Here is a 24,034-nt window from a genome sequence, read left to right as displayed (position 1 = left end):
GAAAGAGAGCCATGACTGAAGTACGGGTCCGCTTCTGCCCGTCACCGACCGGAACGCCGCATGTCGGCCTGATCCGGACGGCGCTGTTCAATTGGGCGTACGCCCGCCACACCGGCGGCAAGTTCGTCTTTCGCATCGAAGATACCGATGCCGCACGCGATTCCGAAGAATCCTATGGTGCGATCCTGGACGCGCTGCGCTGGCTCGGCCTCACCTGGGACGAAGGGCCGGAAGTCGGCGGGCCCTATGCGCCCTATCGGCAATCGCAGCGACGCGAGCTGCATATGGAGGTCGTGCGGAATTTGCTGGCGGCCGGTGAAGCGTATGAATCCTTCTCCACGCCCGAGGAAGTCGAGGCGCGCCATCGCGCCGCCGGCCGCGATCCGAAACTCGGCTACGACAACTACGACCGTGATCTCACCCCCGGTGAAATCGCGGCACATCGCGCGGCCGGACGCCCGGCGGTAATCCGACTGCGAATGCCCGATGAAGACATCACCTGGCACGATCTCGTGCGCGGCGAAACCACCTTCAAAGCGGGTACCGTGCCCGATTTCGCACTCACTCGCGGTAATGGCGATCCGCTCTATACGCTGGTTAACCCGGTCGACGACGCATTGATGAAGATCACCCATGTGTTGCGCGGTGAGGACATTCTCTCGTCCACTCCACGTCAAATCGCGCTCTATGCGGCTATGCGCCGGATCGGCGTCGCGGAGTTCACTCCGGAGTTCGGTCATCTGCCGTTCGTGATGGGGCAGGGCAACAAGAAGTTGTCCAAGCGCGATCCGGAGTCGAATCTGTTCGTCCATCGGGATAGGGGATTCATCCCGGAGGGTTTGCTGAATTACCTGGCGCTACTCGGCTGGGGCATCGCGGAAGATCGCGATGTTTTCTCGATGGCGGAGATGGTGGCGGCCTTCGATATCTCGAAAGTGAATTCGAATCCGGCCCGTTTCGATCAGAAGAAGGCGGACGCGCTCAACGCCGAACACATCCGATTGCTGGAGCCGGGTGATTTCGCGCACCGCTTGCGTGAGTTCCTCACCGAACACGGCCGCATCGGCGCCGACATCGACGACAAGTTGTTCGCCGCGGCCGCCGAACTGGTGCAGACCCGGATCGTGGTGTTGGCCGACGCGTGGGATCTGCTGCGTTTCTTGTTCGCGCCCGCGGAAGAGTTCGCGATTGATCCGGCGGCGGGGGCGAAAAACCTCGGATCCGAAGCCACGTCGGTATTGGATGCCGCCATTGCCGCACTGGAGCCGCTGACCGCCTGGACCACCCCCGCTATCGAGGATGCGCTCAAAACGGCTCTCATCGATGATCTGGGGCTCAAACCGCGCAAGGCGTTCGCACCAGTGCGAGTGGCAGTGACGGGTTCGCATATCAGCCCGCCGTTGTACGAATCGCTGGAGCTGCTCGGCCGCGAGACGAGCCTGGCCCGGCTGCGCTCGGCGCGGAACTGGACGGCACCGGCCTGAAATTTCCGTTGGGACCGAAAAACAGGGCGTTGACCAGCCGATTTGTAGTAGACCGTATGCGGTTTGGTACTCTACTTCTCGGCTCGGAACAGGGCCTCGGGTCAGCCGGACACGAGGTCGAACGTCCTGGTCATTGGGGTATGGTGTAATTGGCAACACAGCTGATTCTGGTTCAGCCATTCTAGGTTCGAGTCCTGGTACCCCAGCGGAAATGTTGTTCTTCTCTCGGCGCGCGACCGAAAGTTGTTCAGCATCCGGCGATTTGGTCGCCGAGCTTCGGTCGGCTAAGCTAACCGAGCTTCCACTGATCGAAAGATCAACCGGAAAGATCACCCACTGAAATGTGGGAGATCGAGTCCTGGCCCCGTCGTCTAGCGGCCTAGGACGCCGCCCTCTCAAGGCGGTAGCGCGGGTTCGAATCCCGTCGGGGCTACAACGAGTGCAAGGCTCATGCTCACACAGAGCGTGAGCCTTTCTCGTTTTCGCATTGTTTTGTGGGGGTGAAACCCCCACACCCCCACCCGGGGGCTTTGCCCCCGGACCCCCGAGGGTGGCCGGAGGCTTCGCCCCGGAACAGCAGGTCAGGGTGCCGCTGTGGGGTGTGGCCCTGTTTCCGTGGTGCTGCGTGGTTCTTGGGGGGATTGGTTCCTCAGTTTGTTGTGAGTTGATCCCGGTCCTGTCCGAAGTAGCCCAGATCGGCCTGTCCGAAGTAGCCCAGACCGGCCTGTCCGAAGTAGCCCAGACCGGCCTGTCCGAAGTAGCCCAGACCGGCCTGTCCGAAGTAGCCCAGACCGGCCTGTCCGAAGTAGCCCAGACCGGCCTGTCCGAAGTAGCCCAGACCGGCCTGTCTGGATTGCACAGACCGGCCCGCCTCGAGGGCCCAGACCGGGACTTCCGGGAGGGCTTCGCCTTCGAGCTCGTTCGGCTCGGAGTTTGCTTCGGAGCATGGGGTGATTCTGCGTGGGTGTGATGTTTTCTCGCTGGTGAGACCGCTCGGACTGGTGGAGTGGCAGGTTCATCTGCGGGCTGTCGCGCATGGGATTCGAGCTGTACTTGTGGGCAGCGAGGGGTTTGGCGATACGCAAAGGCCCTCCAGCGGTTTCGCTGGAGGGCCTGCTGGGGGTGTGCCTATCCGCTCTTGCGGCGGAATTCTCGCTTGTGGCTGGCGTTGCCGTGGGCGGAGGTTGCTTTGGAGCGGCCGTCGAGGTGGTCGTTCGACTTGGCGTGGTGCTGGTTTTTGCGCTCCAGGGCTTCCTTGAACTTGCGTTTGACGTCCTCGGTGCTCGGTGCCACCTTGCCGTTGGAACTTTCCGCTTCCGCCATGTCTGCTCCTCGTCGTCGCGGCCGGGTGGCGCGCCACGGGGGCGTCGCCGCGCTGCCGATTCGGGTCGAACAAGATTGACGCTACTGTGCCGCACCGGGCGTGTCAGGGGGATTTTGCCCGCGTGGCGCGATCAATCGAGGGGTTGGGCGGTGGTGCCGCCCAACGGGAGTTGGGGGAGGCCGAGTTTGCGGTGGTCCCAGCTGCGCAGGCGGTCCGGGACCACGCGGACCGCTATGCGCTTGTTGAGCATCTGCTCGACGAGCGGGCGAACCTCTTCGCTGTAGGGGCCGGTGTAGCGCTCCCAGACGCTCACTCCGACGGCGAAGAGCTTCTCCGGATCATCGATGATCTCGGCATGGCCCTCGATGGAGACGCCGCGCAACTGGTCGTAGGTCTGGCCCGCCTCGACCATGCAGGTTACGCGGGGATCGCGGCGCAGGTTCACCGCTTTTTGCGATTTGGCTTTGGTCTCGAACCAGATCTCGCCGTCGATCAGGCCGTACCACATCGCGGTCAGGTGCGGTGCGCCGTTCGGGCCGATGGTTGCCAGCGTCGCGATGCGGCTGCGCTGCAGGAATTCGGAAATCTCGGCGTCGGACATGACGATCTGCGCCCGTTGGTTTACTCCCATGCGCACCAACTTTAGAGGTTCGAAACTATAACGCGTTACAGCCGCTTGTGCAGTGCGTCCGCGGCGGCGACCAGGTCGGCCGCCCAGCGCGCGCCCGGCCTGCGGCCCATGCGATCGATCGGTCCGGATACCGAGACGGCCGCGACGACATGGCCCGCGGCGTCGCGCACGGGTGCGGAGACGCTGGCCACACCGCTGGCCCGCTCGGCGGCGCTCTGGGCCCAGCCGCGCTTGCGGACCTCGGCCAGCGCCCGCTCCCCGAAGACGGCATCGGCCAGGATGATGCGCTGCAATTCCGGATCCGCCCAGGCGACCAGCACCTTCGCCGCCGAACCCGCGGTGAGCGGCAGCCGGGCCCCGATCGGAACGGTGTCGCGCAGGCCGACGGGCGGTTCCAGGGCGGCGATGCAGACCCGCGCATTGCCGTCTCGGCAATAGATCTGAACGCTCTCGCCGGTGATCTCGCGCAGACGCGGGAGAATGGCCGCGGCGGCCTCGTGCAGTGGATCGGTGGCCCCGGCGGCGAGTTCGGCGAGGGCGGGCCCGGGCCGCCAGAGCCCGTTGTTGTCGCGGGCGAGCAGTCGGTGTACCTCGAGCCCGACGGCAAGCCGATGGGCGGTGGCCCGGGGCAGGCCGGTGCGGGTGCACAGCTCATTGAGACCGCAGGGATGTTCTGCGACGGCATATAACACTGACACCGCTTTGTCGAGGACGCCGATACCGCTATGCTGTCTCATAGAACGATATTAGCGTCTCGGATATTGAGAAAGCCACTCAACGGTCTGCTCGCTCCGGACGCGTCGGAACAGTCAAAACTTGTGCAGCCGTGTGCGCGCCTCAGCCCGGATCGCGTAACTCGGTTGCTCGTCGGAAAGGTGATCGAGAATGGCCGAGCGCCGCACACTGGCCGAGAAGGTGTGGGAGCAGCACGTCGTCGCCCGCGGAGAGGGCGAGGGCGCCTCGCGGGAGCCCGATCTGATCTACATCGATCTGCACCTCGTACACGAGGTGACCAGCCCGCAGGCCTTCGACGGACTCCGCGCCGCGGGCCGTCCGGTGCGTCGTCCCGATCTCACCATCGCGACCGAGGACCACAATGTCCCGACGATCGATATCGATAAGCCGATCGCCGACCCCATTTCGCGCACCCAGGTCGAGACGCTGCGCCGCAATTGCGTGGAATTCGGTGTGCGCCTGCATCCGATGGGGGATCTGGATCAGGGCATCGTGCACGTCGTCGGGCCGCAATTGGGTCTGACTCAGCCCGGAATGACGGTGGTGTGCGGCGATAGCCACACTTCCACGCACGGCGCGTTCGGCGCGCTGGCCATGGGCATCGGCACCAGCGAGGTCGAACACGTCCTTGCCACGCAGACACTCTCGCTGCGCCCGTTCAAGACCATGGCGATCACCGTCGACGGTCAATTGCCGCCCGGTGTCACGAGTAAGGACCTGATTCTGGCTGTCATCGCCCAGATCGGTACCGGCGGCGGTCAGGGCTATGTGCTCGAGTATCGCGGCGAGGCCATTCGCGCCATGTCGATGGAGGCGCGAATGACGATCTGCAACATGTCGATCGAGGCGGGCGCGCGGGCAGGCATGATCGCTCCTGACGAAACCACCTATGAATTCCTCAAAGGACGCCCGCACGCGCCGCAGGGAGCCGACTGGGATGCCGCAGTGGCCGCCTGGGAGGCGCTCCAGACCGATGAGGGCGCGGTTTTCGACGCCGAGGTGCACATCGACGCCGCTTCGCTGACCCCGTTCGTCACCTGGGGTACCAACCCGGGACAGGGTGCGCCACTGGGCGAGCAGGTGCCCGATCCCGCGCAGATTACCGACGAGACGGCCCGCGAGTCCGCGGAGAAAGCGTTGCGATACATGGATTTGGAGCCCGGTACTCCACTTCGTGATGTATCGGTCGACGCCGTATTCGTCGGTTCGTGCACCAACGGACGCATCGAGGATTTGCGTGCGGTGGCCGGGATTTTGAAGGGCCGCCGCGTCGCCGACGGGGTGCGAATGTTGGTTGTACCGGGATCTATGCGGGTACGTGCCCAGGCGGAAAAAGAAGGACTGGGCGAGATTTTCACTGCGGCGGGCGCCGAATGGCGTCAGGCGGGCTGCTCGATGTGCTTGGGAATGAATCCCGATCAGCTCGCGCCGGGTCAGCGTTGCGCCTCGACTTCGAACCGTAACTTCGAGGGTCGGCAGGGCAAAGGTGGCCGTACACACCTGGTTTCCCCGCTCGTAGCGGCCGCGACGGCGGTCCGCGGCACCTTGTCCTCGCCCGCGGATCTGGACTGATCGGCGCGCGGACGCCGTTGTGTCCGCGCCGATTCGTTGTTCCGGTCGCGGCTGACCGCTTGCAGGTCGTTCGAAACGGCTGGCCCAAATCGTCTAATGACCCTAGGAGAATCAGCAAATGGAAGCCTTCACCGTGCACAAGGGGATCGGCGTGCCGCTGCGCCGATCCAATGTCGACACCGATCAGATCATTCCGGCCGTGTACCTGAAGCGGGTGACGCGAACGGGATTCGAGGACGGACTGTTCGCAGCATGGCGATCGGATCCGGACTTCATTCTGAACACCGAACCGTATAAGCGGGGCAGTGTGCTGGTGGCCGGTCCGGACTTCGGCACCGGATCCTCCCGCGAACACGCGGTTTGGGCACTGTCGGACTACGGCTTTCGAGTCGTCATCTCCGCGCGCTTCGCCGACATCTTCCGCGGCAATGCGGGTAAGGGTGGACTGTTGGCCGCGCAGATGTCACAGAACGATGTCGAAATGCTCTGGAAGTTGCTCGAGGAACAGCCCGGTCTCGAATTGGTAGTAGACCTCGAGGCACGCACTGTGACGGCCGGAACCGTCGTGTTGCCGTTCGATATTGATGACTACACACGGTGGCGTCTGCTCGAAGGATTGGACGACATCGGGCTGACACTGCGGCGTAGTGACGTCATCGGCGAGTTCGAAAAGGCAAGGCCAAGTTGGAAACCCACAACCCTTCCGGCGCATATTTCGCAGGCGTAATCACCCGGTAGCGATAGCTGAGTTCGCCTTGGGGCGGTAGCTGGACGTGTGCTAAACCACATGAATTTTGGCGTGGCACATAGACTCTTGCCCAAAGTGGGTTTACCGTGGTACCTAGTCGGTCCGACGACGGGCCATTAGTCTGCGGAGGATTCAATGAACAAGGCGGAACTGATCGACGTTCTGACCGAAAAGTTGGGTACGGACAGGCGCACGGCCACCGCGGCAGTCGAGCATGTGGTCGACACCATCGTGCGCGCGGTGCACAAGGGTCAGAGCGTCACAATCACCGGATTCGGTGTGTTCGAACAGCGTAAGCGTGCGGCTCGCGTCGCGCGGAACCCGCGTACCGGCGAAACCGTGAAGGTGAAGCCCACTTCGGTGCCCGCGTTCCGTCCGGGCGCGCAGTTCAAAGCCGTCATCGCGGGTAAGCAGAAGCTGACCGCGAGCGGCCCTGCGGTAAAGCGCGGCGCGAATGCACCGGTGGCAGCCAAGAAGGCGGCCGCGAAGAAGACAGCGGCGAAGAAGACCGCCGCCAAGAAGACGACCGCCACCAAGGCGCCCGCGAAGAAGACGGCGGCCAAGAAGGCCCCGGCAAAGACGACGGCGCGCAAGGCAACTGCCACCAAGACGGCCGCGAAGAAGGCACCCGCCAAGAAGACCGCCGCCAAGAAGGCGACAGCGGCCAAGAAGTCGACGACGGCGGCCAAGACCACCGCCGCCAAGAAGACGGTGGCGAAGAAGGCGCCCGCGAAGAAGACCGCGGCCAAGAAGGCTCCGGCCCGGCGCGCGCGCTGACGCTGAAGGTGCAGTGCCACCGGGTGGTTCGGCTCCGCTAGGCGGGATCACCCGCAGTACCGACTCGAAACGGCCCCGAGGTTCGCCTCGGGGCCGTTTCGGCTCTCTGCGCCCGGGTCGGGTGTCGAGAAGCGACCGTATGACGGTTGGTGTCTCCCGGAACGGCAGAACTCGACCGCGTGTCAGGATTTGACGATGGCGTCCGATAGTGACCGGTCGAGGTGGTCGGCGGCGACCAGTCGACCCGAGGCGAACGACAGCACCCACACACTGCCCTTGCGGTTACGCGCGGACGGCAGCGCAATGCCGTCCCGATCGGCCCACCAGCGCAGCAGATCCGGAATTACCTTGCCCTGACTGCACAGAACGCGCACCGCATGATCCGACACCAGTGCGACGGCGCGTTGTCGAGCCTTGTCCGGCGCTGCGGCATAAGCGGTTTCGGAGAAATCCGGTTCGATGTTGATGGGTGCGCCGAGTTTCTCGGCCAGCGGTTCCATCGTCTGGACGCAGCGCTCCGGATCGGCCGAATAGATCTCGGATGCACCGAATGCCAGCAGATTCGGGACCAGCGCCACGGCTTGGGCCCGACCGGCCCGCTCCAGTGGGCGCTGTTCGTCCGGACCGTCGAACCGGTGCCTGCTGCCCGCCTTGGCGTGCCGCACCACGAGCAGTGTGGCGGTGGCCGCGGGCAGGCGGATGAAGGCGCGCATCACCTGTCGGTCCATCGGATACGACAACTGGTCCATCACCCGGTCCAAGGTGTGCCAGGACAGCACATCGACCTCGGAATTGGCGCTGAATTCACCGCCGGAGACCTCGGCGGCCCAATAGTCGACCCGCTTGAGTTTCCGGTGCCCCGGTATCGGATAGGTGACGTGCCCGAGATAGCGGCCGAGGCGGCAATCGAGGCCGGTTTCCTCGCGGACCTCACGCACGGCGGCGAGCACTGGCGTCTCCCCTGGATCGAGTTTGCCTTTCGGCAGCGACCAATCCTGATACTTGGGCCGGTGTACCACGGCGATCTCGATGGCACCGGAACCTGCGGCGGCTCTGCGCCACAGCACCGCACCGGCGGCGTGAATGTTGGCTGTTACCCGGGGATCCCAGAACGGTCCCCCGTTCATTTCGTATCCCGTCGTACCGCTCACGACTGTGCCTCGCTGGCGCTCGGCTCCGTCGTACACGATTGCGCGCTGTATTGATGCTTCACTCGCTGCGCTCGCTCACTGCTGATCCGGTCTCCGCACTCGCATCATGAATTGCTGGTGGTCACGCACCTCGACGCCGTTGCGATCGGCACCGTCGGGCGAGGCATGCCAGCTGCCGTCGTCCTGGAGTACCCAGCAGCGGGTCGTCGGATACAGGGCGGAGTCGAATACCGAGCCCAGTTGCTCGCACAGCTTCGGATCCTTCACCTGCGCCATGACTTCGACGCGCCGGTCCAGATTCCGGTGCATCATGTCGGCGCTACCGATCCAGTATTGGTCCTGTGCCTGGAAGTGCATGATCCGCGAATGCTCCAGGAAGCGACCGAGAATCGAGCGCACCTCGATGTTGTCGCTCATTCCCTCGACGCCGGGACGCAGACCGCAGATGCCGCGCACCACGATCTGCACCTGTACACCGGCCTGAGAAGCTCGGTAGAGCGCGTCGATGACTTGCTCGTCGACAATTGCATTGGCCTTCATCCGGATTCGCGCCGGGACGCCCTGCTGTGCCAGCTCGATCTCGCGCTGGATCCGTTCGATGATCCCGGCGCGCACACCCTGCGGTGCGACAAGCAAGTTGCGGTAGTTGGCCTTTCGCGAGTAACCGGTCAGCGAATTGAACAGATCGGTCAGATCGGCGCCGATTTCCGGTGCGGCGGTGAGCAACCCGACGTCCTCGTAGAGACGTGCGGTCTTCGGGTTGTAGTTGCCGGTGCCGATATGGCAGTAGCGGCGGATGGTCGAACCCTCGCGGCGCACCACCAGGCAGGTCTTGCAGTGCGTCTTGAGGCCGATCAGGCCGTAGACCACATGCACGCCCGCCTGCTCCAGCGCGCGGGCCCATTTGATGTTGGCCTGTTCATCGAAGCGGGCCTTGATCTCGACCAGCGCGACGACCTGTTTACCCGCCTCGGCCGCGTCGATGAGCGCGTTCACGATCGGGGAGTCACCGGAGGTGCGGTACAGCGTCTGCTTGATCGCGAGTACCTGCGGGTCGGCGGCGGCCTGTTCGATGAAGCGCTGCACGCTGGTGGAAAACGAGTCGTAGGGGTGGTGCACCAGCACATCGCCCTCGCGCAATGCCTGGAAGACATTGCGCGGGGTTTCGCGCTCGCCGAACGCGGGCGGCGTCGCGGGCACATATGGTGCGTCCTTGAGATTGGGCCGGTCCACGCCGTACACCTGCCATAGGCAGGACAGGTCGAGCAGACCGGGCACCTGGATCACATCGCCGGGATCGACCTCGAGCTCGCGCAGCAGCAGATCGAGCATGTGCTCGGTCATATCGTCGGAGACCTCTAGTCGAACCGGCGAACCGAAGCGGCGACGGGCGAGTTCGCGTTCCAGCGCCTGCAGCAGATCCTCGTCGCGATCCTCGTCGACCTCGAAATCGGCATTGCGGGTGATCCGGAACGAGTGGTGTTCGACCACCTTCATACCCGGGAACAGCAGATCGAGGTGCGCGGCGATCAGTGCTTCCATCGGCAGGAAGGCCGCGACCGCGGAGCCGGAATCGGTGCGCCGCACGCGAATGAAGCGATCGACGTTGTCGGGCACCTTGACGCGGGCGAAATGCTCGCCGCCGGTGGAGGCATCCCTCACCGTCACCGCGAGGTTGAGACTGAGGCCGCTGATGTAGGGGAACGGGTGCGCCGGATCCACCGCGAGCGGGGTGAGCACCGGAAAGACCTGATCCTGGAAGTAGCCCGAGAGTCGTTGGCGCTCATCGTCATCCAGATCGGACCAATCGATGACGGAAATGCCCTCCGCGGTCAGCGCGGGCAATACCGAGTCGAGGAAGACGCGGGCATGCCGGTCGGCGATCTCCTGGGCGCGCGCCGTGATCAACTCCAATTGCTCAGTGGGCGAACGGCCGTCGGCCGAACGCACCGAAAGTCCGGTCTCAGCACGGCGTTTGAGGCCCGCGACGCGGACCATATAGAACTCGTCCAGATTCGAGGCGAAGATCGCGAGGAATTTCGCGCGCTCCAACAGTGGCAGCGACGCGTCCTCGGCAAGCGCGAGCACTCGGGTGTTGAAGTCGAGCCAACTGAGTTCGCGGTTCAGGTAGCGATCACGTGGCAACCGCTGCGAGCCGACATCCTCGGCAGGTGGTGTCGCGGCGGGCAGTGCGGTCGGCAGCACTTGCTGTTTGACGGTTTCGATATCGCTCATGCCCGCGCCTCGCTGGCACGCGGCACCGACATGCGCGACGCACGCTGGTTCCTGGATCGCTTGCTTCGCTCACTCACGTCAACGATCATCCCTTACGAACCGGGCCGTGTGCAGCCCGACAGCATCATTGCCGTGCGTATCACGCCGGATGTGGCGACCGGCTAGCACACCCGGCGTACCCGCTCGTGAACGCGAATCGGCCAACCGATGTCGTGCAGGACAGCACCTGTCGCATCGCCCGCGCCGAGTTCGACGGCGCGGTCCAGATCCTCGGCGGTATCGACGTCGAGCCGCAATCCGGGCCAGTCACCGTGCAGGTCGACCGCGCCCGCGGCGATGTGCCGACGCGCAGAACCGGGGCCGAAGCGCGGATCCAGCGGGGCGACGGTATCGCGGACCACCAGCGCGGCCGTGCCGCTGCCCGCGTGGTCGACGACGACCGATCGAACGCCCTCGGGCGCGGTGGTCAGCATGTCCGAGAGTTCGTCGGGACGCAGGGCGGGCAGATCCGCCTGCAGGGCCAGCAGTTCGGCCGGGCCGTGCCGGTGCCGCAATGCGTCGGCGGCGTCGGTGAGCGCGGTGTTCAGGCCGTCCGGATCGGTCGCGTCGATCACGCGGCGAGGTTCGGGATGGACCACCGCGCCGAGCGTGCGCGCCAGGTCGGCGACGACCGGATCCGGGGTCACCACGGTGACCGACGTGATCCGTGGAACCGCGACAGCGGCGGACACGGTGTCGGCGAGCATGGCGAGCACCAGCCGGGCCCGGTATTCCGGGCGCAGTCGATCGGCCAGGCGGCTCTTGGCGCGATCGAGGCTCTTGACCGCGATCACGGCGTGCAGCGCATGCATGGTCTTGATACTTCCATGAGTCGTTCCATGGCATATTGGGCAGATGACGAGGGCGGCAGTGCTGGGAGCGGGATCATGGGGCACCGCGTTCGCGAAGGTGTTGGCGGACGCGGGAACCGACGTCACGATCTGGGCAAGGCGGCCCGAGGTGGCCAAGGCGCTGGCTACCGAACATCGCAATCCGTTCTATCTGCCCGATGTGCAGCTACCCAGCGTGGCGGCCACCCACGATCACGTCGAGGCACTCGACGGTGCCGATATCGTCGTGCTCGCGGTTCCGTCCCAATCCCTGCGGGCGAATCTCGAGACCTGGCGGGACTCGATCGGGCCGGACGCCGCGATGCTGAGTCTGGCCAAGGGCATCGAGACCGGCACGCTGTTGCGGATGAGCCAGGTCATCGGTGCGGTCACCGGTGCCGACGAGAGCCGCATCGCGGTGCTGTCCGGCCCGAATCTGGCCAAGGAGATCGCGGCCGAGCAACCCGCGGCCACCGTGATCGCGTGCACCGATGCCGCGCGAGCGGTCGCACTGCAGCAGGCCTGCGCCAACGGCTATTTCCGGCCCTACACCAATACCGATGTGATCGGCTGCGAGATCGGCGGCGCGTGCAAGAACGTCATCGCGCTGGCCTGCGGCATCGCCTCGGGAATGGGATTGGGTGACAACTCGATAGCAAGCCTGATCACCCGCGGCCTGGCCGAGATCATTCGGCTCGGTGTCGCACTCGGCGCGGAGCCGGTCACCTTGGCCGGACTGGCCGGGGTCGGCGATCTGGTCGCGACCTGTACCTCGCCGCTGTCACGCAACCGGTCGTTCGGCCATGTGCTCGGGGCGGGCGGGTCCATGGAGGCGGCCCAGGAGGCCACCCATGGTCAGGTTGCCGAGGGTGTGAAGTCGTGCACATCGATTCGGGCGCTCGCCGCGGCGCACAATGTCGAGATGCCGCTCACCACGTCGGTACACCAGGTATGCCATGAGGGGCTTTCGGTGCGCGAGGCGGTCGACAATCTGCTGGGTCGGCGGATCAAACCGGAATAGGGGCGAACGCGGGCGCTAGGTTGGTTCGGCATCCATAACGGGTACGGTTCGGTGCATGACGAACCGGATCAGGGTTGCTGTGGTGTTCGGCGGGCGCAGTAACGAGCACGCCGTCTCGTGTGTGTCGGCTGGCAGCGTGCTGCGCAACCTCGATCCGGAAAGGTACGAGGCCGTGCCCATCGGCATCACCCGCGACGGCGCCTGGGTGCTCGGTGGTTCCGAGGTGGCGGCGCTCGGGTTCAAGGACAATGCGCTGCCCACGGTCGACAGCAGCGGCACCGCGTTGACGCTGGCCGCCGATCCGAGCCGGTCCGGTTCGCTGGTCGCGCTGGACGATCCGAGTGCGGCTCTCGGATCGGTGGATGTGGTGTTCCCGATCCTGCACGGCCCGTTCGGTGAGGACGGCACGCTACAGGGCATGCTCGAACTGGCCGGTGTGCCGTATGTGGGGCCGGGCGTGCTGGCCAGCGCGGCGGGCATGGATAAAGAATTCACCAAGAAGCTGCTCGCAGCGGAGGGGCTGCCGATCGGGCGGCAGGTGGTGCTGCGGCACGGGACCGACACGCTGGACGCGGACGATCGGGCGCTGCTCGGCCTGCCGGTGTTCGTCAAACCGGCGCGCGGTGGTTCCTCGATCGGCATCACCAAGGTCACCGATTGGAGCGAGTTGGACGCGGCGATCGCGACGGCCCGCGAACACGATCCGAAGGTGATCGTGGAGGCGGGCATTGTCGGACGCGAAGTCGAATGCGGCGTGCTGGAATTCCCGGACGGGCGGGTGGCGGCCAGTGTGGTCGCCGAGATCCGGATGCCGGAGGCCGATGCGGCCGCCCCGGAGTTCTACGACTTCGACACCAAATACCTGGACGATGTCTGCGAATTCGATGTTCCGGCGAAGCTGGACGACGAAGTATCCGACAGCGTCAGGGAACTCGCGGTGCGGGCGTTCAAAGCGCTTGACTGCCAAGGGTTGGCGCGGGTGGACTTCTTCGTCACGGCGCGGGGCCCGGTGATCAATGAGATCAATACGATGCCAGGATTCACCTCGATCTCCATGTATCCGCGGATGTGGGAGGCGACCGGAATCGACTACCGCGCATTGGTTTCCACGCTGATCGAAACCGCACTCGCCCGTGGCACCGGGCTGCGCTAGTACCGCGTTCGGACTACTCGCCTCGCTGTGATATGGCGGTCGAATCCGGTGTGGGCGACCAACCTCGACTGCGCTCGACGAGCGGTTCGGACGCGGCAGCCGGGTTGGTGCGGATGAGTCAGTTCGGCAGCGGTCCGGGATCGATCGGCTGGGCGGGTAGCTTCGCGGTGATGGTGTCCGAAACTCCTTGTAGCGGAGTGGGGCCGGAGCCGTCGGGGACGGTCAGTGCGATATAGGTTCCGCGGTCGACGGCGAACCAGGTGCTGGCCTTGGCGGCCGCGTCGCGGACCTCGAACCATTGCACCCCGTTGACGATCTGCAACGGCGATGCGCGGTTGAACTCCAATGGTCGTTCCAAACCGCAGCGCAATACGATGGCGTCGCCGCCGTCCTTGCGCTGCCAGGCGCGGGTAGCGGGGGGAGCCGGTTCCACCAGCGTGGATTTGGAGTAGTCGCCGAGATCGACGGGCAGCGCGGGCAGCAGGGCGGTGCATGCCGGTCCGTCCGCGGCGGGTGCGGGGACGGGACCGAGGACCAAGGGTTCGCGTTCGGTCGGCGCGCGGTGGGCCAAGACTGCGGCGACTAGGACGGCGACTACAAGCACGACCGGGAGTGCGACTGCGGTCGCGATCAGCGCGGGCGGGTAGCCGCCGGGCTCGGCCGCAGGTTCAGAACTTGCGGACTCGGTATCGGCGTCACCGGCTGAGGCCGTCTCGGAGTTGCCGGGCTCGGCATCGGCGGGCTCGGCATCCGCCGCCGCGGGCTCGGGTTCAGCGGCTTCGGTGGCAGTGGCTGAGGTTTTCGCGGGCTCGATGGGCTCGGCATCGGCGGTCGGCGAGGAGCTCTCGGCTCCACGGCGATCGGCGGTGGGCTTGGGTGCTGCGGCGGCGCGGTCCGCAGCCGAATCGGTCGTCCCTTTCGACAGCTCGGCCTTCGACGACTCCGCCTCCGACGAATCGCGATTCGACGACTCCGCCGCCATGCTCACCGATCCTTCCTGTTCGCGCTGGTGGGGCCTGGTCACCTGCGGGATGGGTGCCGCGCACCGGCCTGGTAATACTCGATTGCCCTGGAAAGGGTACCCTCGGGGCGATTTCAGCCGAGTACGACGCCGGGAAGGGACCAGGTCATCAGCGAAGGAACACGGCCGAACACAGTGCGTGAGCTGGGGGAGTTCGCACTGATCGAGCGGATCAACGCGGGACGGGTGCAGGCGCCCGGCGTGCTGCTCGGCCCGGGTGACGATGCCGCCGTGGTGGCCGCCCCGGATGGTCGGTTCGTGGTCACCACCGACATGCTGGTCCAGGATCGACATTTCCGGCTCGACTGGTCCGATCCGCGCGATATCGGGCGCAAGGCGATCGCGCAGAACGCCGCCGATGTGGTCGCGATGGGAGCCGTGCCGACCGCATTCGTGGTGGCGTTCGGCTGTCCGGCCGATACACCGGTCGAGCTCGTGGACGGACTCACCGACGGGATGTGGGCCGAGGCGAGCCGTGCGGGCGGCTCCATCGCGGGCGGCGATGTGGTGCGCAGCCCGCAGCTGGTCATCTCGGTCACCGCCTTCGGCGATCTGGACGGCCGCGCGCCGATCACCAGAGCCGGTGCGCGGGTGGGGGATACGGTCGCGGTGGTCGGCCGACTCGGCTGGTCCGCGGCCGGGTTGGCGGTGCTGACCGGCGGATTCGATCCGACCGAAGAACTGTTCGCCGAGGTTCTTGCGGCCCATCGCGTTCCGCAGCCGCCCTATTCGGCGGTGCTGGCCGTGGTCGCCGATTCCAATGGCACAGTGGCGGATTCGGGCGCGGCCCGGGCGGAAGGTGTGCTCGGCTCGGAGCACATCGGGGTATCGGATCGGTCGAACGCGACGGAGTTCGGATCCGAAGGCATCATCGGAACTGCCAGCGAATGGCCCGCGATACCTACCGCGCTCACCGATATCTCGGACGGGCTGCTCGCGGATCTCGGCCACATCGCCGAGGCGTCCGGCGTCGCTATCGACCTCGACCCGACGACCCTGCGCGACACGGCGCTGGCGACGATCGCCCGGCGGTTGGATACCGATGCGACGCAATGGATTCTGACCGGCGGTGAGGATCACGCATTCGTCGGAACCTGGCCCGCGCACCGGGATCTGCCGCCCGGCTGGGTGCCGATCGGACGGGTGCTGGCAGGTCGTGGCGTCACCGTCGACGGTGTGCGGCACCCGGGCAGTGCGGGCTGGGAATCGTTCAGCGGGGTGGGCTCGGCATCTGAGCCCGAGCCACGATAGGTTGTGCGGTCATGGGCGCGAAACCACTGACGGAAATCATGGATCCGGGTTGGGCGAAGGCTCTCGAACCGGTTGCGGCACAGATCTCGGCGATGGGCGAATTCCTGCGCGCGGAGAATGCGGCGGGCCGCGGTTATCTACCGGCCGGTGACAATGTGCTGCGCGCCTTTCAACGTCCGTTCGATGCGGTGCGCGTGCTCATTGTCGGCCAGGACCCGTATCCGACACCCGGACATCCGATGGGCCTGAGTTTCTCTGTCGCCCCGGATGTTTCGCCGGTGCCGCGCAGCCTCGCGAATATCTTCGCCGAATACAGCAAGGACCTCGGATACCAGACGCCGTCCAATGGCGACCTGAGCCCGTGGTCGGATAAAGGCGTATTGCTGCTGAACCGAGTGCTGACCGTTTCGCCGGGACAGCCCGCCTCGCACCGCGGCAAAGGCTGGGAAGCGGTGACCGATCAGGCGATTCGCGCGCTGGTGGCCCGGGACGAGCCGCTGGTCGCGATCCTGTGGGGTCGTGACGCGCAGACGTTGAAACCGCAGCTCGCCGCGGCCGAGGTGCCCTATATCGAATCCGTGCACCCGTCGCCTTTGTCGGCCTCGCGCGGCTTTTTTGGTTCGCGTCCCTTCTCGCGAGTGAATGAACTACTCGACGAATTGGGTGCCGAACCGGTTGACTGGCGCCTGCCCTAGATCACGGGCGTCGAGGTAAAACACAGTAGAGGAGCACAATTTCATGCAGAACAAGACCGTTCGCGGCGCACTGCGCGGCACCACCGCCACGCTGGCCCTGTGCGCGGCCCTGGCTGGCGGGAGCGCCGCAGCGAATGCGGCCGGGTTGCCGCTCGAGCCCGCCACCGAGACCTCCGCGCCGAAAACCGCCGCTCCGGTCGGCGAGGAATTCACCTCCAATGGCTCCTCGACCATCTCGTCCTCGGTGAATGCCAAGGTCGCCTGCCTGCTGCAGAACACCATCAGCGCGCAGGGCAAGTGGGACTGCTGAGGTCCCATTGACCGGGGCTCGCACGAGCCCCAGCGGTAACTGTGCGATCCTCGGATCGTGAGTAAAGCGAACAACCTTCTCGATCCCATCCGGCTGCGGCTGCGCGGTTCGGGTGGGATCGAGCTGGCCGCCGACCAGTTCGGTCCGGCGGACGGCCCGCTTGTGCTGTTTCTGCATGGTGGCGGTCAGACCAGACACTCGTGGAAGCAGACCGGCGCGAAGTTGGCCGCCGCCGGGATGCGGGTGGTCACGCTGGACGCGCGCGGCCACGGCGACAGCGCCTGGTCGCCGAACGCCGATTACCGGCGCGCGACGATGGTCGCGGATCTCGTCGCGGTCCTCGAACAGCTGGCTACCCCCGCGGTCGTGGTCGGTGCGAGCATGGGCGGGATCACCGGCCTGCTCACCACCGCGGATCCGGGCGGTGCGGCGATTACCGCCCTGGTGCTCGTCGATATCGTCACCCGTCCCGAACCCGCCGGTGTCGCGCGGGTGATCGACTTCCTCGGCAAACATCGTGACGGCTTCGACAGCCTCGAGCAGGCCGCCGACGCGGTCGCGGAATATATGCCGCATCGGCCACGACCGAAGAACACCGACGGTCTGCTGCGCAATCTGCGCCAGCGTGACGGTCGCTGGTACTGGCATTGGGATCCGGATATGCTCGGCCACCGCGTCGAGGATGCGAGCGAAATGGTGCAGCAGTTGGAGGCGGCCGCGCGCGCTCTCACCATTCCCGTGCTGCTGGTGCGCGGCATGCAATCCGATGTGGTGACACCGGAAGGCGCCGCGGAATTCCAGGCATTGGTGCCGCATGCGCAGCTGATCGAAATCGGCGGCGCGGCGCATACCGCTGCCGGTGACGACAACGATTCGTTCACCGACGCGGTCGCGAAATTCGTGCTTCAGGTGCGCGGTTAGTTCCGGTAATCGGGTTTGCGCTTTTCGACGAAGGCGTCGACGCCCTCGCGTCCGGCCGGGCTGTTCGCCGCGGCGCTGATGGCATCGCGCTCGTAGTCGAGCTGATCGCTCAGCGTCGACGAATTCGACCGTGCCAGTAGCGATTTGATGCTCGCGTAGGCGGATCGTGGTCCGGCGGCAAGGGTTCGGGCCACATCCAGTGCCTCGGTCTGTACCCGCTCGTCATCGACGAGCCGACTCAGGATGCCGAGGCGCACCGCCGTTTCGGCGTCGAGAACGGCGTCGGTGAGCAGGATTTCGCGGGCACGTCCGGCGCCGACGATCCGCGGCAGCGTCCACGACATGCCGCCGTCCGGGCTCAACGCGATGCCCGGATACGCCGGGCGCAGCTTGGTGCTCGGACCGCCGATCGCGATATCGGCCGCGCACACCAGGCTCATCCCGGCTCCGGCCGCCCAACCCTGCACTCCGGCCACGACGGGCACGACGGTCTCGTCGAGTGCGCGCACGAATTCGTGCAGATCGGTCGCGAGGCCGTAGATATGACCCGCCCGATCCTCGGCCGCCGCGAACCCACGCACATTGCCACCCGCGGAGAAGTTCGGCCCGGCGCCGGTCAACAGCACGGCCCCGATCTCGCGACCCGCAGAGCGCAGCGCCTCGGTGCCCGCGTTGATGCCCGCGAAGTCCAGGGAGGTGCCGTTCGCGGCGGTCGAGATGGTGATCTGTAGTACGCCGTCGACGACGGTGACGTACTCGGTGTGCGTGGAAGTCATGGCCAGCACATTAGCTCTGCGCGGGCTTGCGGTCAGAAGCGCACCATGCGGACCTCGACGGCGGGGGTGAAGGCCTCGATGCGGCTGGTGCCATCGAGTTCGAAACCGTGTTTGCGGTAAAAGGCCTGGGCGCGTGGGTTTTTCTCGAATACCCAGAGCGAACATGGGATATCGGGTGGTACGGCGGCGCGGATGAGATCGTGAGCGACGCCGGTGCCGTACCAGGCGGCGCGGACGTAGAGGGCGTTGAGTTCGGTTGGGGTGACCGGTGATTCGTCGCGTGCCGCGGTCGCACAGGAGAAGCCGATCACCTCATCGTCGACGAGTGCGACGTAGGCGCAGCCCGGATTGCGGACCCGCACGCGTTCCCATTGCTCCGCGCGCCGTTCGACCTCGAACGCATCCAGGATGTAGTCCGGGACCAGGCCGCGATAGGCCTCCCGCCAGCAGGCGATATGGCATTCGGCGAGGCCGTGGACGTATTCGGCGGTGAGTGGGGCTATGCGCCAGGCGGGCTGGGTCATACAGACCATCGTTGTCGAGGGAGGTCGTCGATGACAGGGGCCGCAGATGACTACGCCCCGAGCACCTGATGGTGTCGGGGCGTATGTCGGTCTCTGGGAAATCAGCCGCGAACGACCTTGCCCGCCTTCAGGCAGGAGGTGCACACGTTCATGCGGCGGGTGTTGCCCGGCGCGACCTGAGCGCGCACGGTCTGGATGTTCGGGTTCCAACGACGGTTGGTACGCCGGTGCGAGTGCGAGACCGACTTCCCGAAGCCGGGGCCCTTGGCGCAGACGTCGCAGACGGCAGCCATAGTCGCGAACTCCTTCATGTCATGTGGGGGACCGCCGCACGTCGGCGGCATGTCCGGAAACAATGTCTTAATGCCCTGCCGACTCACGTCGGCCAGCGCGAACCCTCTCGGCCGCGCTAGGCAACCCTGCAAGGGTAACTGGCGGCGTCCGGATCCACCAAACCGGGTCATGGAATGACGACCCGTGGGCACATCCGATGGTAGTGGATCGGTGTCGCCGATCGACTGTCGGTATCGCCAGCTAACCTGGCCAACGGTGGCAGAACCTTTCGAGCGATCTGCCAGCAGTCGCTCGGGTGTTGGTGGCGGTGTGATCGATCGCGGAGAGAGGTGGCGGTGCCCGGAGTGCGGGACATGATGGGTGATGGCCCCGACGCGGGACTGCCTGCCGTTGCCGGGCCGGATGAACTGAACGGTACGGCCCTGATGCGCTGGGGCCGAATCTGCCTCGAAGCCCTGCAGCAGCGGCGCGCGGAGATCAACGCCCTCAACGTCTTCCCCATCGCCGACGCCGACACGGGCACCAACATGCTCGCCACCATGCGAGCGGCAATGCAGGCCGCGGATGCCGCGGTGTCGCGGGAGAAGTTCGCAGGCGAATCGCTCTCGACGCATGATGTGGCGGCGGCGATGGCGCGCGGGGCGACGCTCGGGGCGCGCGGGAATTCCGGGATCATCCTGTCGCAGGTGTTGCGGGGGATTGCCGAGGCGACGCGCGGCGGGCCGCTGACGGCGCGGACGTTGCGTGCCGCGCTGGCCACGGCATCGGCGCTGGTGCGGGAATCGTTGAGCGTGCCGGTCGAGGGGACCATTCTCACTGTCCTGGAGCGGGCCGCGGAATGTGCCGCGGCCTGCTCGGAATCCGCACTGGCCGAGGTGGCGGTGGCGGCGGCCGACGGTGCCGCCAAGGCGCTCGGTGATACGCCCGCCCAACTCGGCGTGCTGCGCGAGGCCGGGGTGGTCGATGCGGGTGCGCGGGGGTTGGTTGTCCTGCTCGACAGTCTGGTCGCGGTCACCCTCGGCGAGACGCCCGATCGGCCGGAATACACGCGCGGCGAATTCGCCTTCGGTGGCGACCAGGCCAGCGTCGACCGTTCCGCGTCGGATACCGCACCGCGAGCTGATGCCGAACCGTACGGCAGCTGCGCCGAACCCCTGAACATTGCCGACCCCCACTTCGAGGTGATGTACCTCCTCTCCGACACCGACGACCAGCGAATCGCCCGCCTCCGCGCCCGCCTCGCCGACCTCGGTGACTCCGTCGTGGTCGTCGGTGACGGTGCGGGCTCCTGGTCCGCCCACGTGCACTGCGCCGACGCCGGTGCCGCGGTAGAAGCAGGCATCGCCACCGGCACCCTCAGCGCCATCCGCATCGAAAGCTTCACCATCACCGCCCGCCCGAATCCCGCTGCTGGTTATTCCGATGTGGCCGCCGCCGATGTCGCGGGTCGCGCAAACGCAACGCAGCCTGGAGGCGTTGGACGCACCGATGCGCCCGCGCGTGCCGAAGCTCCTTGCGCGCCCATCGGATCCGGTGCCACCGCGCCCATCGGATCCGATCACGACGGTCCCGCGGATCGCGCGGTCCTGGCTGTCGCTTCGGGCGACGGCGCGGCGGCGCTGTTCGAGGCCGGTGGTGCGGTGGTGCTGGGCGGCGATGGGTCGGTGACCAGTGCGGCGCTGCTGGCCGCGATTCGGCAGTTGCCGAATCGGGAGGTGTTGGTGCTACCGAATGGTGCGCTGCCCGCGCACGAATTGGTTGCCGTCGGTGTCGCGGCTCGTGACGCACATCGGGACGTGTTGTTGTTGCCGAGCGGCTCCATGGTGCAGGGGTTGGCGGCGCTCGCGGTGCACGATTGCGGCCGGATCGCGGTGGACGACGCATTCGCCATGTCGGAGGCGGCGGCCGCGACCCGCTGGGGATCATTGCGTGCCGCGACAGAGCGGGCGCTCACCATGGTCGGTACCTGCGAGGTCGGTGATGGGTTGGGTCTGGTCGGTCATGATGTCGTGGTGATCGAGCGGGATGCGCCGAGCGCCGGGCGGACCCTGCTCGACCGGATGCTCGCCTTCGGCGGTGAGCTGGTCACCCTGCTGATGGGGGCGGCCGCCCCGGCCGAACTCGCGGACGAACTGGCCGCGCATATCGCCAACGGCTTCCCCGGCGTCGAGGTGAGCGTGTATTCCGGTGGGCAGCAAGCGGATCTGGTGCAGATAGGGGTGGAATAGGAATATGGCGACACTCAGCGATCGGCTGGACCACCTGCTCGGCGTGAAGGCGGCCGAACCGCTTGTCGATGCCTTCGACATGCATACCGTCGAAGATCTGTTGCGGCACTATCCATTGCGCTACGCCACCCAGGGCCAGCCGCTCACCCAGGAGCAGCCGGAGGAGGGCGCGCACATCACCGTCATCGGCCGGGTGACGAAAACCGAACTGCGCCCGATGAAGAACCGCAGGGGTCGACTGCTCAAGGTCGCCCTCGACACCGGTTCGGTCGCCCCCATCGACATCACCTTCTTCAACGGTGACAAGGTGAGTTACCTTGTCCGCGAAGGGGTCCGGGCCATGATGTCGGGCACCGTGCACTGGTGGCGCCCGGATCGCTGGAACCTTTCGCATCCCGATTATCTGATCCTGCCCGAGAAGGAAGAGGACTCGATCGAGAACCTCACATCGGTGCGTGGCGGCGGCGCGCTGCGCGGATTGGCGCAGAGCGCGAAAGGCAAAGGGGGAGTAGACGTCTCGTTCTTCGAACGGGAATACATCCCGGTGTACCCGGCGACCGCGAAGGTGCAGAGCTGGGATCTACTGGCCTGTGTCCGGCAGGTGCTCGACCAACTCGACCCGATCGACGATCCGCTGCCCGGTGACCTGCGCGAAGACCGCGGGCTGATGAAGATCTCCGACGCACTGCGCCTGATCCACCTGCCCGAACGCAAGTCCGATATCGAACAGGCCAGGGAGCGTTTGCGTTTCGATGAGGCGCTGGCGTTGCAACTGGTCCTCGCCGAGCGGCGACACGATGCGGAGGCCCGGGCGGCCCGGCCCTGTCCGCCCCGATCCGACGGTATCGCGGCGGCTTTCGACACCCGCCTGCCCTTCGAACTGACCGAGGGACAGCAAAAGGTGATAGCGGAGATCTCCGACGATCTCGCGCGCACCCATCCGATGCACCGACTGCTGCAGGGTGAGGTGGGTTCGGGCAAGACCATCGTCGCACTGCACGCCATGCTGCAGGTGGTCGATGCCGGTCAGCAATGCGCACTGCTCGCGCCGACGGAAGTCCTTGCCGCCCAACACTATCGGTCGCTGCGCACGATGCTCGGCGATCTCGGTACGGCCGGTGAACTCGGCGCCGCCGACAACGCGACCAAGGTCGTGCTGGTGACCGGCTCGATGTCGGCGTCGGCGAAGAAGGCCGCACTATTGGATGCGGTCACCGGCGAAGCGGGCATCGTGATCGGCACGCACGCACTGATCCAGGATGCGGTGGAGTTCTTCGATCTCGGCATGGTGATCGTCGACGAACAGCATCGGTTCGGTGTGGAACAGCGGGATGCATTGCGCGCCAAGGCGAAAACCGGTGCCAGCCCGCATCTGCTCGTGATGACCGCGACCCCGATTCCCCGCACCATCGCCATGACCACCCTCGGCGATCTGGAGACCTCCACGCTCACCCAGCTGCCTCGCGGCCGTTCACCGATCGTGTCGAAGGTGGTGCCGCGCAAACAGCATCCGAACTGGGTCGACCGTGCCTGGGAGCGCATCCTCGAGGAGGTCGGTGCCGGACGGCAGGCCTATGTGGTGTGCTCGCGCATCGGCGACGACGAGGAGAACGGCAAGGGCAAGAAGTCCGGCAAGGGGAAAGCAGCGGAGGAGAAGGAGGGCCCGACCACGGCCGCCGCCCTCGAGGTCTTCGACATGCTGCGTACCGGTCCGCTCGCGAGCGTCCGGGTCGGCCTGCTGCACGGCAGGCTACCGACCGATGAAAAAGACCAGGTAATGCGTGCTTTCAACGATGGCGACATCGATGTGCTCGTCTGCACCACGGTCGTCGAGGTCGGCGTGGACGTCCCGAATGCGACCGTCATGGTCATCGTGGACGCCGACCGCTTCGGTGTCAGCCAGCTACATCAGCTGCGCGGCCGCATCGGCCGCGGCAAGCATCCTGGTCTGTGCCTGCTCATTACCGACGCGGGCCCGACCGGCACCGCCATGGCCCGTCTCGACGCCGTCGCCGCCACCACCGACGGCTTCGAACTCGCCGTACTCGACCTGCGTCAACGCCGCGAAGGCGACGTCCTCGGCGCCGCCCAATCCGGCACCGCCCGCTCCCTGCGCCTGCTCTCCCTGCTCGACGACCTCGAAGTCATCACTGCCGCCCAAGACCTGGCCCGCCAACTAGTCGAATCCGACCCGGGCCTGTACAACCACCCGGGCCTGGCCACCATGATGCACGCCGCCGTAGACGCCGAACGCCTCGAATACCTGGCGAAGTCTTGATCGAGAATGCGCTGGTGGCGAGGCATTTGCCCACAC

The 24,034-nt window shown here is 66.1% G+C and carries 23 protein-coding genes and 2 tRNA genes; 14 read left to right on the top strand and 11 right to left on the bottom strand.

Annotation, left to right across the window (positions count from 1 at the left end):
* Nucleotides 1-11: 11 nt before the first annotated feature.
* The 3 genes from gltX (at nt 12) to NA5_RS11270 (ending at nt 1,917) form a co-directional block, all read left to right on the top strand.
* Nucleotides 12-1,484: a glutamate--tRNA ligase gene (gene gltX, locus NA5_RS11280; RefSeq protein WP_062984765.1), complete on the top strand. Its 1,473-nt coding sequence runs from the start codon at nt 12-14 to the stop codon at nt 1,482-1,484.
* Between the two features lie 134 nt (nt 1,485-1,618).
* Nucleotides 1,619-1,690 (top strand) — tRNA-Gln (locus NA5_RS11275).
* A 154-nt stretch (nt 1,691-1,844) separates the two neighbouring features.
* A tRNA-Glu gene (locus NA5_RS11270) sits at nt 1,845-1,917 on the top strand.
* Between the two features lie 216 nt (nt 1,918-2,133).
* Here the strand turns inward: NA5_RS11270 and NA5_RS11265 are convergent.
* The 4 genes from NA5_RS11265 to NA5_RS11250 all read right to left on the bottom strand — a co-directional run bounded on the left by NA5_RS11265 (nt 2,134) and on the right by NA5_RS11250 (nt 4,176).
* Nucleotides 2,134-2,343, bottom strand: coding sequence for a hypothetical protein (locus NA5_RS11265; RefSeq protein WP_062984763.1), 210 nt, complete (start codon nt 2,341-2,343; stop codon nt 2,134-2,136).
* A gap of 269 nt (nt 2,344-2,612) precedes the next feature.
* Nucleotides 2,613-2,807 carry a DUF5302 domain-containing protein gene (locus NA5_RS11260; protein ID WP_062984761.1) on the bottom strand — a complete coding sequence of 65 codons (195 nt, stop codon included), beginning with the start codon at nt 2,805-2,807 and terminating at the stop codon, nt 2,613-2,615.
* 131 nt (nt 2,808-2,938) lie between these two features.
* On the bottom strand, nt 2,939-3,439 hold the full coding sequence (locus NA5_RS11255; protein WP_062984759.1) for a pyridoxamine 5'-phosphate oxidase family protein: 501 nt from the start codon (nt 3,437-3,439) through the stop codon (nt 2,939-2,941).
* A 35-nt stretch (nt 3,440-3,474) separates the two neighbouring features.
* Nucleotides 3,475-4,176 carry an IclR family transcriptional regulator gene (locus tag NA5_RS11250; protein ID WP_062984757.1) on the bottom strand — a complete coding sequence of 234 codons (702 nt, stop codon included), beginning with the start codon at nt 4,174-4,176 and terminating at the stop codon, nt 3,475-3,477.
* 148 nt (nt 4,177-4,324) lie between these two features.
* Here NA5_RS11250 and leuC point away from each other — a divergent pair, with 148 nt between their 5' ends.
* The 3 genes from leuC (at nt 4,325) to NA5_RS11235 (ending at nt 7,271) form a co-directional block, all read left to right on the top strand.
* Complete coding sequence (gene leuC / locus NA5_RS11245; RefSeq protein ID WP_062984755.1) at nt 4,325-5,746, top strand: 3-isopropylmalate dehydratase large subunit; 1,422 nt, start codon at nt 4,325-4,327, stop codon at nt 5,744-5,746.
* Between the two features lie 118 nt (nt 5,747-5,864).
* The gene (leuD, locus tag NA5_RS11240; protein ID WP_062984753.1) at nt 5,865-6,473 is read left to right on the top strand and encodes a 3-isopropylmalate dehydratase small subunit; all 609 of its coding nucleotides are present in this window, start codon (nt 5,865-5,867) and stop codon (nt 6,471-6,473) included.
* A 156-nt stretch (nt 6,474-6,629) separates the two neighbouring features.
* Nucleotides 6,630-7,271 carry an HU family DNA-binding protein gene (locus NA5_RS11235; protein WP_062984751.1) on the top strand — a complete coding sequence of 214 codons (642 nt, stop codon included), beginning with the start codon at nt 6,630-6,632 and terminating at the stop codon, nt 7,269-7,271.
* 182 nt (nt 7,272-7,453) lie between these two features.
* On the opposite strand, the gene NA5_RS11230 is transcribed toward NA5_RS11235, so the two are convergent.
* The 3 genes from NA5_RS11230 to cofC all read right to left on the bottom strand — a co-directional run bounded on the left by NA5_RS11230 (nt 7,454) and on the right by cofC (nt 11,508).
* Nucleotides 7,454-8,398: an NUDIX hydrolase gene (locus NA5_RS11230; protein WP_062984749.1), complete on the bottom strand. Its 945-nt coding sequence runs from the start codon at nt 8,396-8,398 to the stop codon at nt 7,454-7,456.
* 99 nt (nt 8,399-8,497) lie between these two features.
* A complete protein-coding gene (locus NA5_RS11225; protein ID WP_062984748.1) occupies nt 8,498-10,657 on the bottom strand; it encodes an RNA degradosome polyphosphate kinase in 2,160 nt (719 codons plus the stop codon).
* A gap of 161 nt (nt 10,658-10,818) precedes the next feature.
* Nucleotides 10,819-11,508 (bottom strand): 2-phospho-L-lactate guanylyltransferase, encoded by a 690-nt coding sequence (gene cofC, locus NA5_RS11220; RefSeq protein WP_062984746.1) that lies wholly within the window; start codon nt 11,506-11,508, stop codon nt 10,819-10,821.
* 43 nt (nt 11,509-11,551) lie between these two features.
* On the opposite strand from cofC, the gene NA5_RS11215 reads away from it, so the two are divergent.
* Complete coding sequence (locus tag NA5_RS11215; RefSeq protein WP_062984744.1) at nt 11,552-12,547, top strand: NAD(P)H-dependent glycerol-3-phosphate dehydrogenase; 996 nt, start codon at nt 11,552-11,554, stop codon at nt 12,545-12,547.
* Between the two features lie 55 nt (nt 12,548-12,602).
* The gene (locus tag NA5_RS11210; RefSeq protein ID WP_062984742.1) at nt 12,603-13,700 is read left to right on the top strand and encodes a D-alanine--D-alanine ligase family protein; all 1,098 of its coding nucleotides are present in this window, start codon (nt 12,603-12,605) and stop codon (nt 13,698-13,700) included.
* Between the two features lie 118 nt (nt 13,701-13,818).
* On the opposite strand, the gene NA5_RS11205 is transcribed toward NA5_RS11210, so the two are convergent.
* Nucleotides 13,819-14,682, bottom strand: a complete 864-nt coding sequence (locus NA5_RS11205) for a DUF3515 domain-containing protein (RefSeq protein WP_084484045.1) — start codon at nt 14,680-14,682, stop codon at nt 13,819-13,821.
* A 174-nt stretch (nt 14,683-14,856) separates the two neighbouring features.
* Between NA5_RS11205 and thiL the strand changes: the two genes are divergently transcribed.
* The 4 genes from thiL to NA5_RS11185 are packed head-to-tail and all read left to right on the top strand — an operon-like array spanning nt 14,857 to nt 17,898.
* The gene (gene thiL / locus NA5_RS11200; RefSeq protein WP_062984740.1) at nt 14,857-15,972 is read left to right on the top strand and encodes a thiamine-phosphate kinase; all 1,116 of its coding nucleotides are present in this window, start codon (nt 14,857-14,859) and stop codon (nt 15,970-15,972) included.
* A gap of 11 nt (nt 15,973-15,983) precedes the next feature.
* Complete coding sequence (locus tag NA5_RS11195) at nt 15,984-16,667, top strand: uracil-DNA glycosylase (protein ID WP_062984738.1); 684 nt, start codon at nt 15,984-15,986, stop codon at nt 16,665-16,667.
* Nucleotides 16,668-16,710: 43 nt separating this feature from the next.
* Complete coding sequence (locus NA5_RS11190; RefSeq protein ID WP_040693471.1) at nt 16,711-16,977, top strand: hypothetical protein; 267 nt, start codon at nt 16,711-16,713, stop codon at nt 16,975-16,977.
* A 57-nt stretch (nt 16,978-17,034) separates the two neighbouring features.
* The gene (locus NA5_RS11185) at nt 17,035-17,898 is read left to right on the top strand and encodes an alpha/beta fold hydrolase (RefSeq protein ID WP_062984737.1); all 864 of its coding nucleotides are present in this window, start codon (nt 17,035-17,037) and stop codon (nt 17,896-17,898) included.
* On the opposite strand, the gene NA5_RS11180 is transcribed toward NA5_RS11185, so the two are convergent.
* From NA5_RS11180 to rpmB, 3 genes are all read right to left on the bottom strand, one after another.
* Nucleotides 17,895-18,674 carry an enoyl-CoA hydratase/isomerase family protein gene (locus NA5_RS11180; RefSeq protein WP_062984735.1) on the bottom strand — a complete coding sequence of 260 codons (780 nt, stop codon included), beginning with the start codon at nt 18,672-18,674 and terminating at the stop codon, nt 17,895-17,897. The two genes, NA5_RS11185 and NA5_RS11180, sit on opposite strands and share 4 nt — an antisense overlap.
* A gap of 32 nt (nt 18,675-18,706) precedes the next feature.
* Nucleotides 18,707-19,198 carry a GNAT family N-acetyltransferase gene (locus tag NA5_RS11175; protein ID WP_062984733.1) on the bottom strand — a complete coding sequence of 164 codons (492 nt, stop codon included), beginning with the start codon at nt 19,196-19,198 and terminating at the stop codon, nt 18,707-18,709.
* Between the two features lie 101 nt (nt 19,199-19,299).
* Nucleotides 19,300-19,491, bottom strand: coding sequence for a 50S ribosomal protein L28 (rpmB, locus tag NA5_RS11170; RefSeq protein WP_011210730.1), 192 nt, complete (start codon nt 19,489-19,491; stop codon nt 19,300-19,302).
* Between the two features lie 426 nt (nt 19,492-19,917).
* Here rpmB and NA5_RS11165 point away from each other — a divergent pair, with 426 nt between their 5' ends.
* Nucleotides 19,918-21,720: a DAK2 domain-containing protein gene (locus NA5_RS11165; RefSeq protein ID WP_084484071.1), complete on the top strand. Its 1,803-nt coding sequence runs from the start codon at nt 19,918-19,920 to the stop codon at nt 21,718-21,720.
* Nucleotides 21,721-21,724: 4 nt separating this feature from the next.
* Nucleotides 21,725-23,998, top strand: a complete 2,274-nt coding sequence (gene recG / locus NA5_RS11160) for an ATP-dependent DNA helicase RecG (protein ID WP_062984732.1) — start codon at nt 21,725-21,727, stop codon at nt 23,996-23,998.
* Nucleotides 23,999-24,034 lie beyond the last annotated feature (36 nt).

The sequence above is a fragment of the Nocardia anaemiae NBRC 100462 genome (assembly GCF_001612725.1).
GTDB classification, from domain to species: domain Bacteria; phylum Actinomycetota; class Actinomycetes; order Mycobacteriales; family Mycobacteriaceae; genus Nocardia; species Nocardia anaemiae.
Note: the sequence above shows the minus strand (reverse complement) of the source record. Positions and strands in the feature narration are given on the sequence as shown.

What these genes read in the sequence shown, in the direction of transcription:
- gltX (WP_062984765.1), top strand. Translation starts at nt 12, where the DNA reads ATGACTGAAGTACGGGTCCGCTTCTGCCCGTCACCGACCGGAACGCCG.
- NA5_RS11260 (WP_062984761.1), bottom strand. Translation starts at nt 2,807, where the DNA reads ATGGCGGAAGCGGAAAGTTCCAACGGCAAGGTGGCACCGAGCACCGAG.
- NA5_RS11255 (WP_062984759.1), bottom strand. Translation starts at nt 3,439, where the DNA reads ATGGGAGTAAACCAACGGGCGCAGATCGTCATGTCCGACGCCGAGATT.
- NA5_RS11250 (WP_062984757.1), bottom strand. Translation starts at nt 4,176, where the DNA reads ATGAGACAGCATAGCGGTATCGGCGTCCTCGACAAAGCGGTGTCAGTG.
- leuC (WP_062984755.1), top strand. Translation starts at nt 4,325, where the DNA reads ATGGCCGAGCGCCGCACACTGGCCGAGAAGGTGTGGGAGCAGCACGTC.
- leuD (WP_062984753.1), top strand. Translation starts at nt 5,865, where the DNA reads ATGGAAGCCTTCACCGTGCACAAGGGGATCGGCGTGCCGCTGCGCCGA.
- NA5_RS11235 (WP_062984751.1), top strand. Translation starts at nt 6,630, where the DNA reads ATGAACAAGGCGGAACTGATCGACGTTCTGACCGAAAAGTTGGGTACG.
- NA5_RS11230 (WP_062984749.1), bottom strand. Translation starts at nt 8,398, where the DNA reads ATGAACGGGGGACCGTTCTGGGATCCCCGGGTAACAGCCAACATTCAC.
- NA5_RS11225 (WP_062984748.1), bottom strand. Translation starts at nt 10,657, where the DNA reads ATGAGCGATATCGAAACCGTCAAACAGCAAGTGCTGCCGACCGCACTG.
- cofC (WP_062984746.1), bottom strand. Translation starts at nt 11,508, where the DNA reads ATGCATGCGCTGCACGCCGTGATCGCGGTCAAGAGCCTCGATCGCGCC.
- NA5_RS11215 (WP_062984744.1), top strand. Translation starts at nt 11,552, where the DNA reads ATGACGAGGGCGGCAGTGCTGGGAGCGGGATCATGGGGCACCGCGTTC.
- NA5_RS11210 (WP_062984742.1), top strand. Translation starts at nt 12,603, where the DNA reads ATGACGAACCGGATCAGGGTTGCTGTGGTGTTCGGCGGGCGCAGTAAC.
- NA5_RS11205 (WP_084484045.1), bottom strand. Translation starts at nt 14,682, where the DNA reads ATGGCGGCGGAGTCGTCGAATCGCGATTCGTCGGAGGCGGAGTCGTCG.
- NA5_RS11195 (WP_062984738.1), top strand. Translation starts at nt 15,984, where the DNA reads ATGGGCGCGAAACCACTGACGGAAATCATGGATCCGGGTTGGGCGAAG.
- NA5_RS11190 (WP_040693471.1), top strand. Translation starts at nt 16,711, where the DNA reads ATGCAGAACAAGACCGTTCGCGGCGCACTGCGCGGCACCACCGCCACG.
- NA5_RS11180 (WP_062984735.1), bottom strand. Translation starts at nt 18,674, where the DNA reads ATGACTTCCACGCACACCGAGTACGTCACCGTCGTCGACGGCGTACTA.
- NA5_RS11175 (WP_062984733.1), bottom strand. Translation starts at nt 19,198, where the DNA reads ATGACCCAGCCCGCCTGGCGCATAGCCCCACTCACCGCCGAATACGTC.
- rpmB (WP_011210730.1), bottom strand. Translation starts at nt 19,491, where the DNA reads ATGGCTGCCGTCTGCGACGTCTGCGCCAAGGGCCCCGGCTTCGGGAAG.
- NA5_RS11165 (WP_084484071.1), top strand. Translation starts at nt 19,918, where the DNA reads ATGCGCTGGGGCCGAATCTGCCTCGAAGCCCTGCAGCAGCGGCGCGCG.
- recG (WP_062984732.1), top strand. Translation starts at nt 21,725, where the DNA reads ATGGCGACACTCAGCGATCGGCTGGACCACCTGCTCGGCGTGAAGGCG.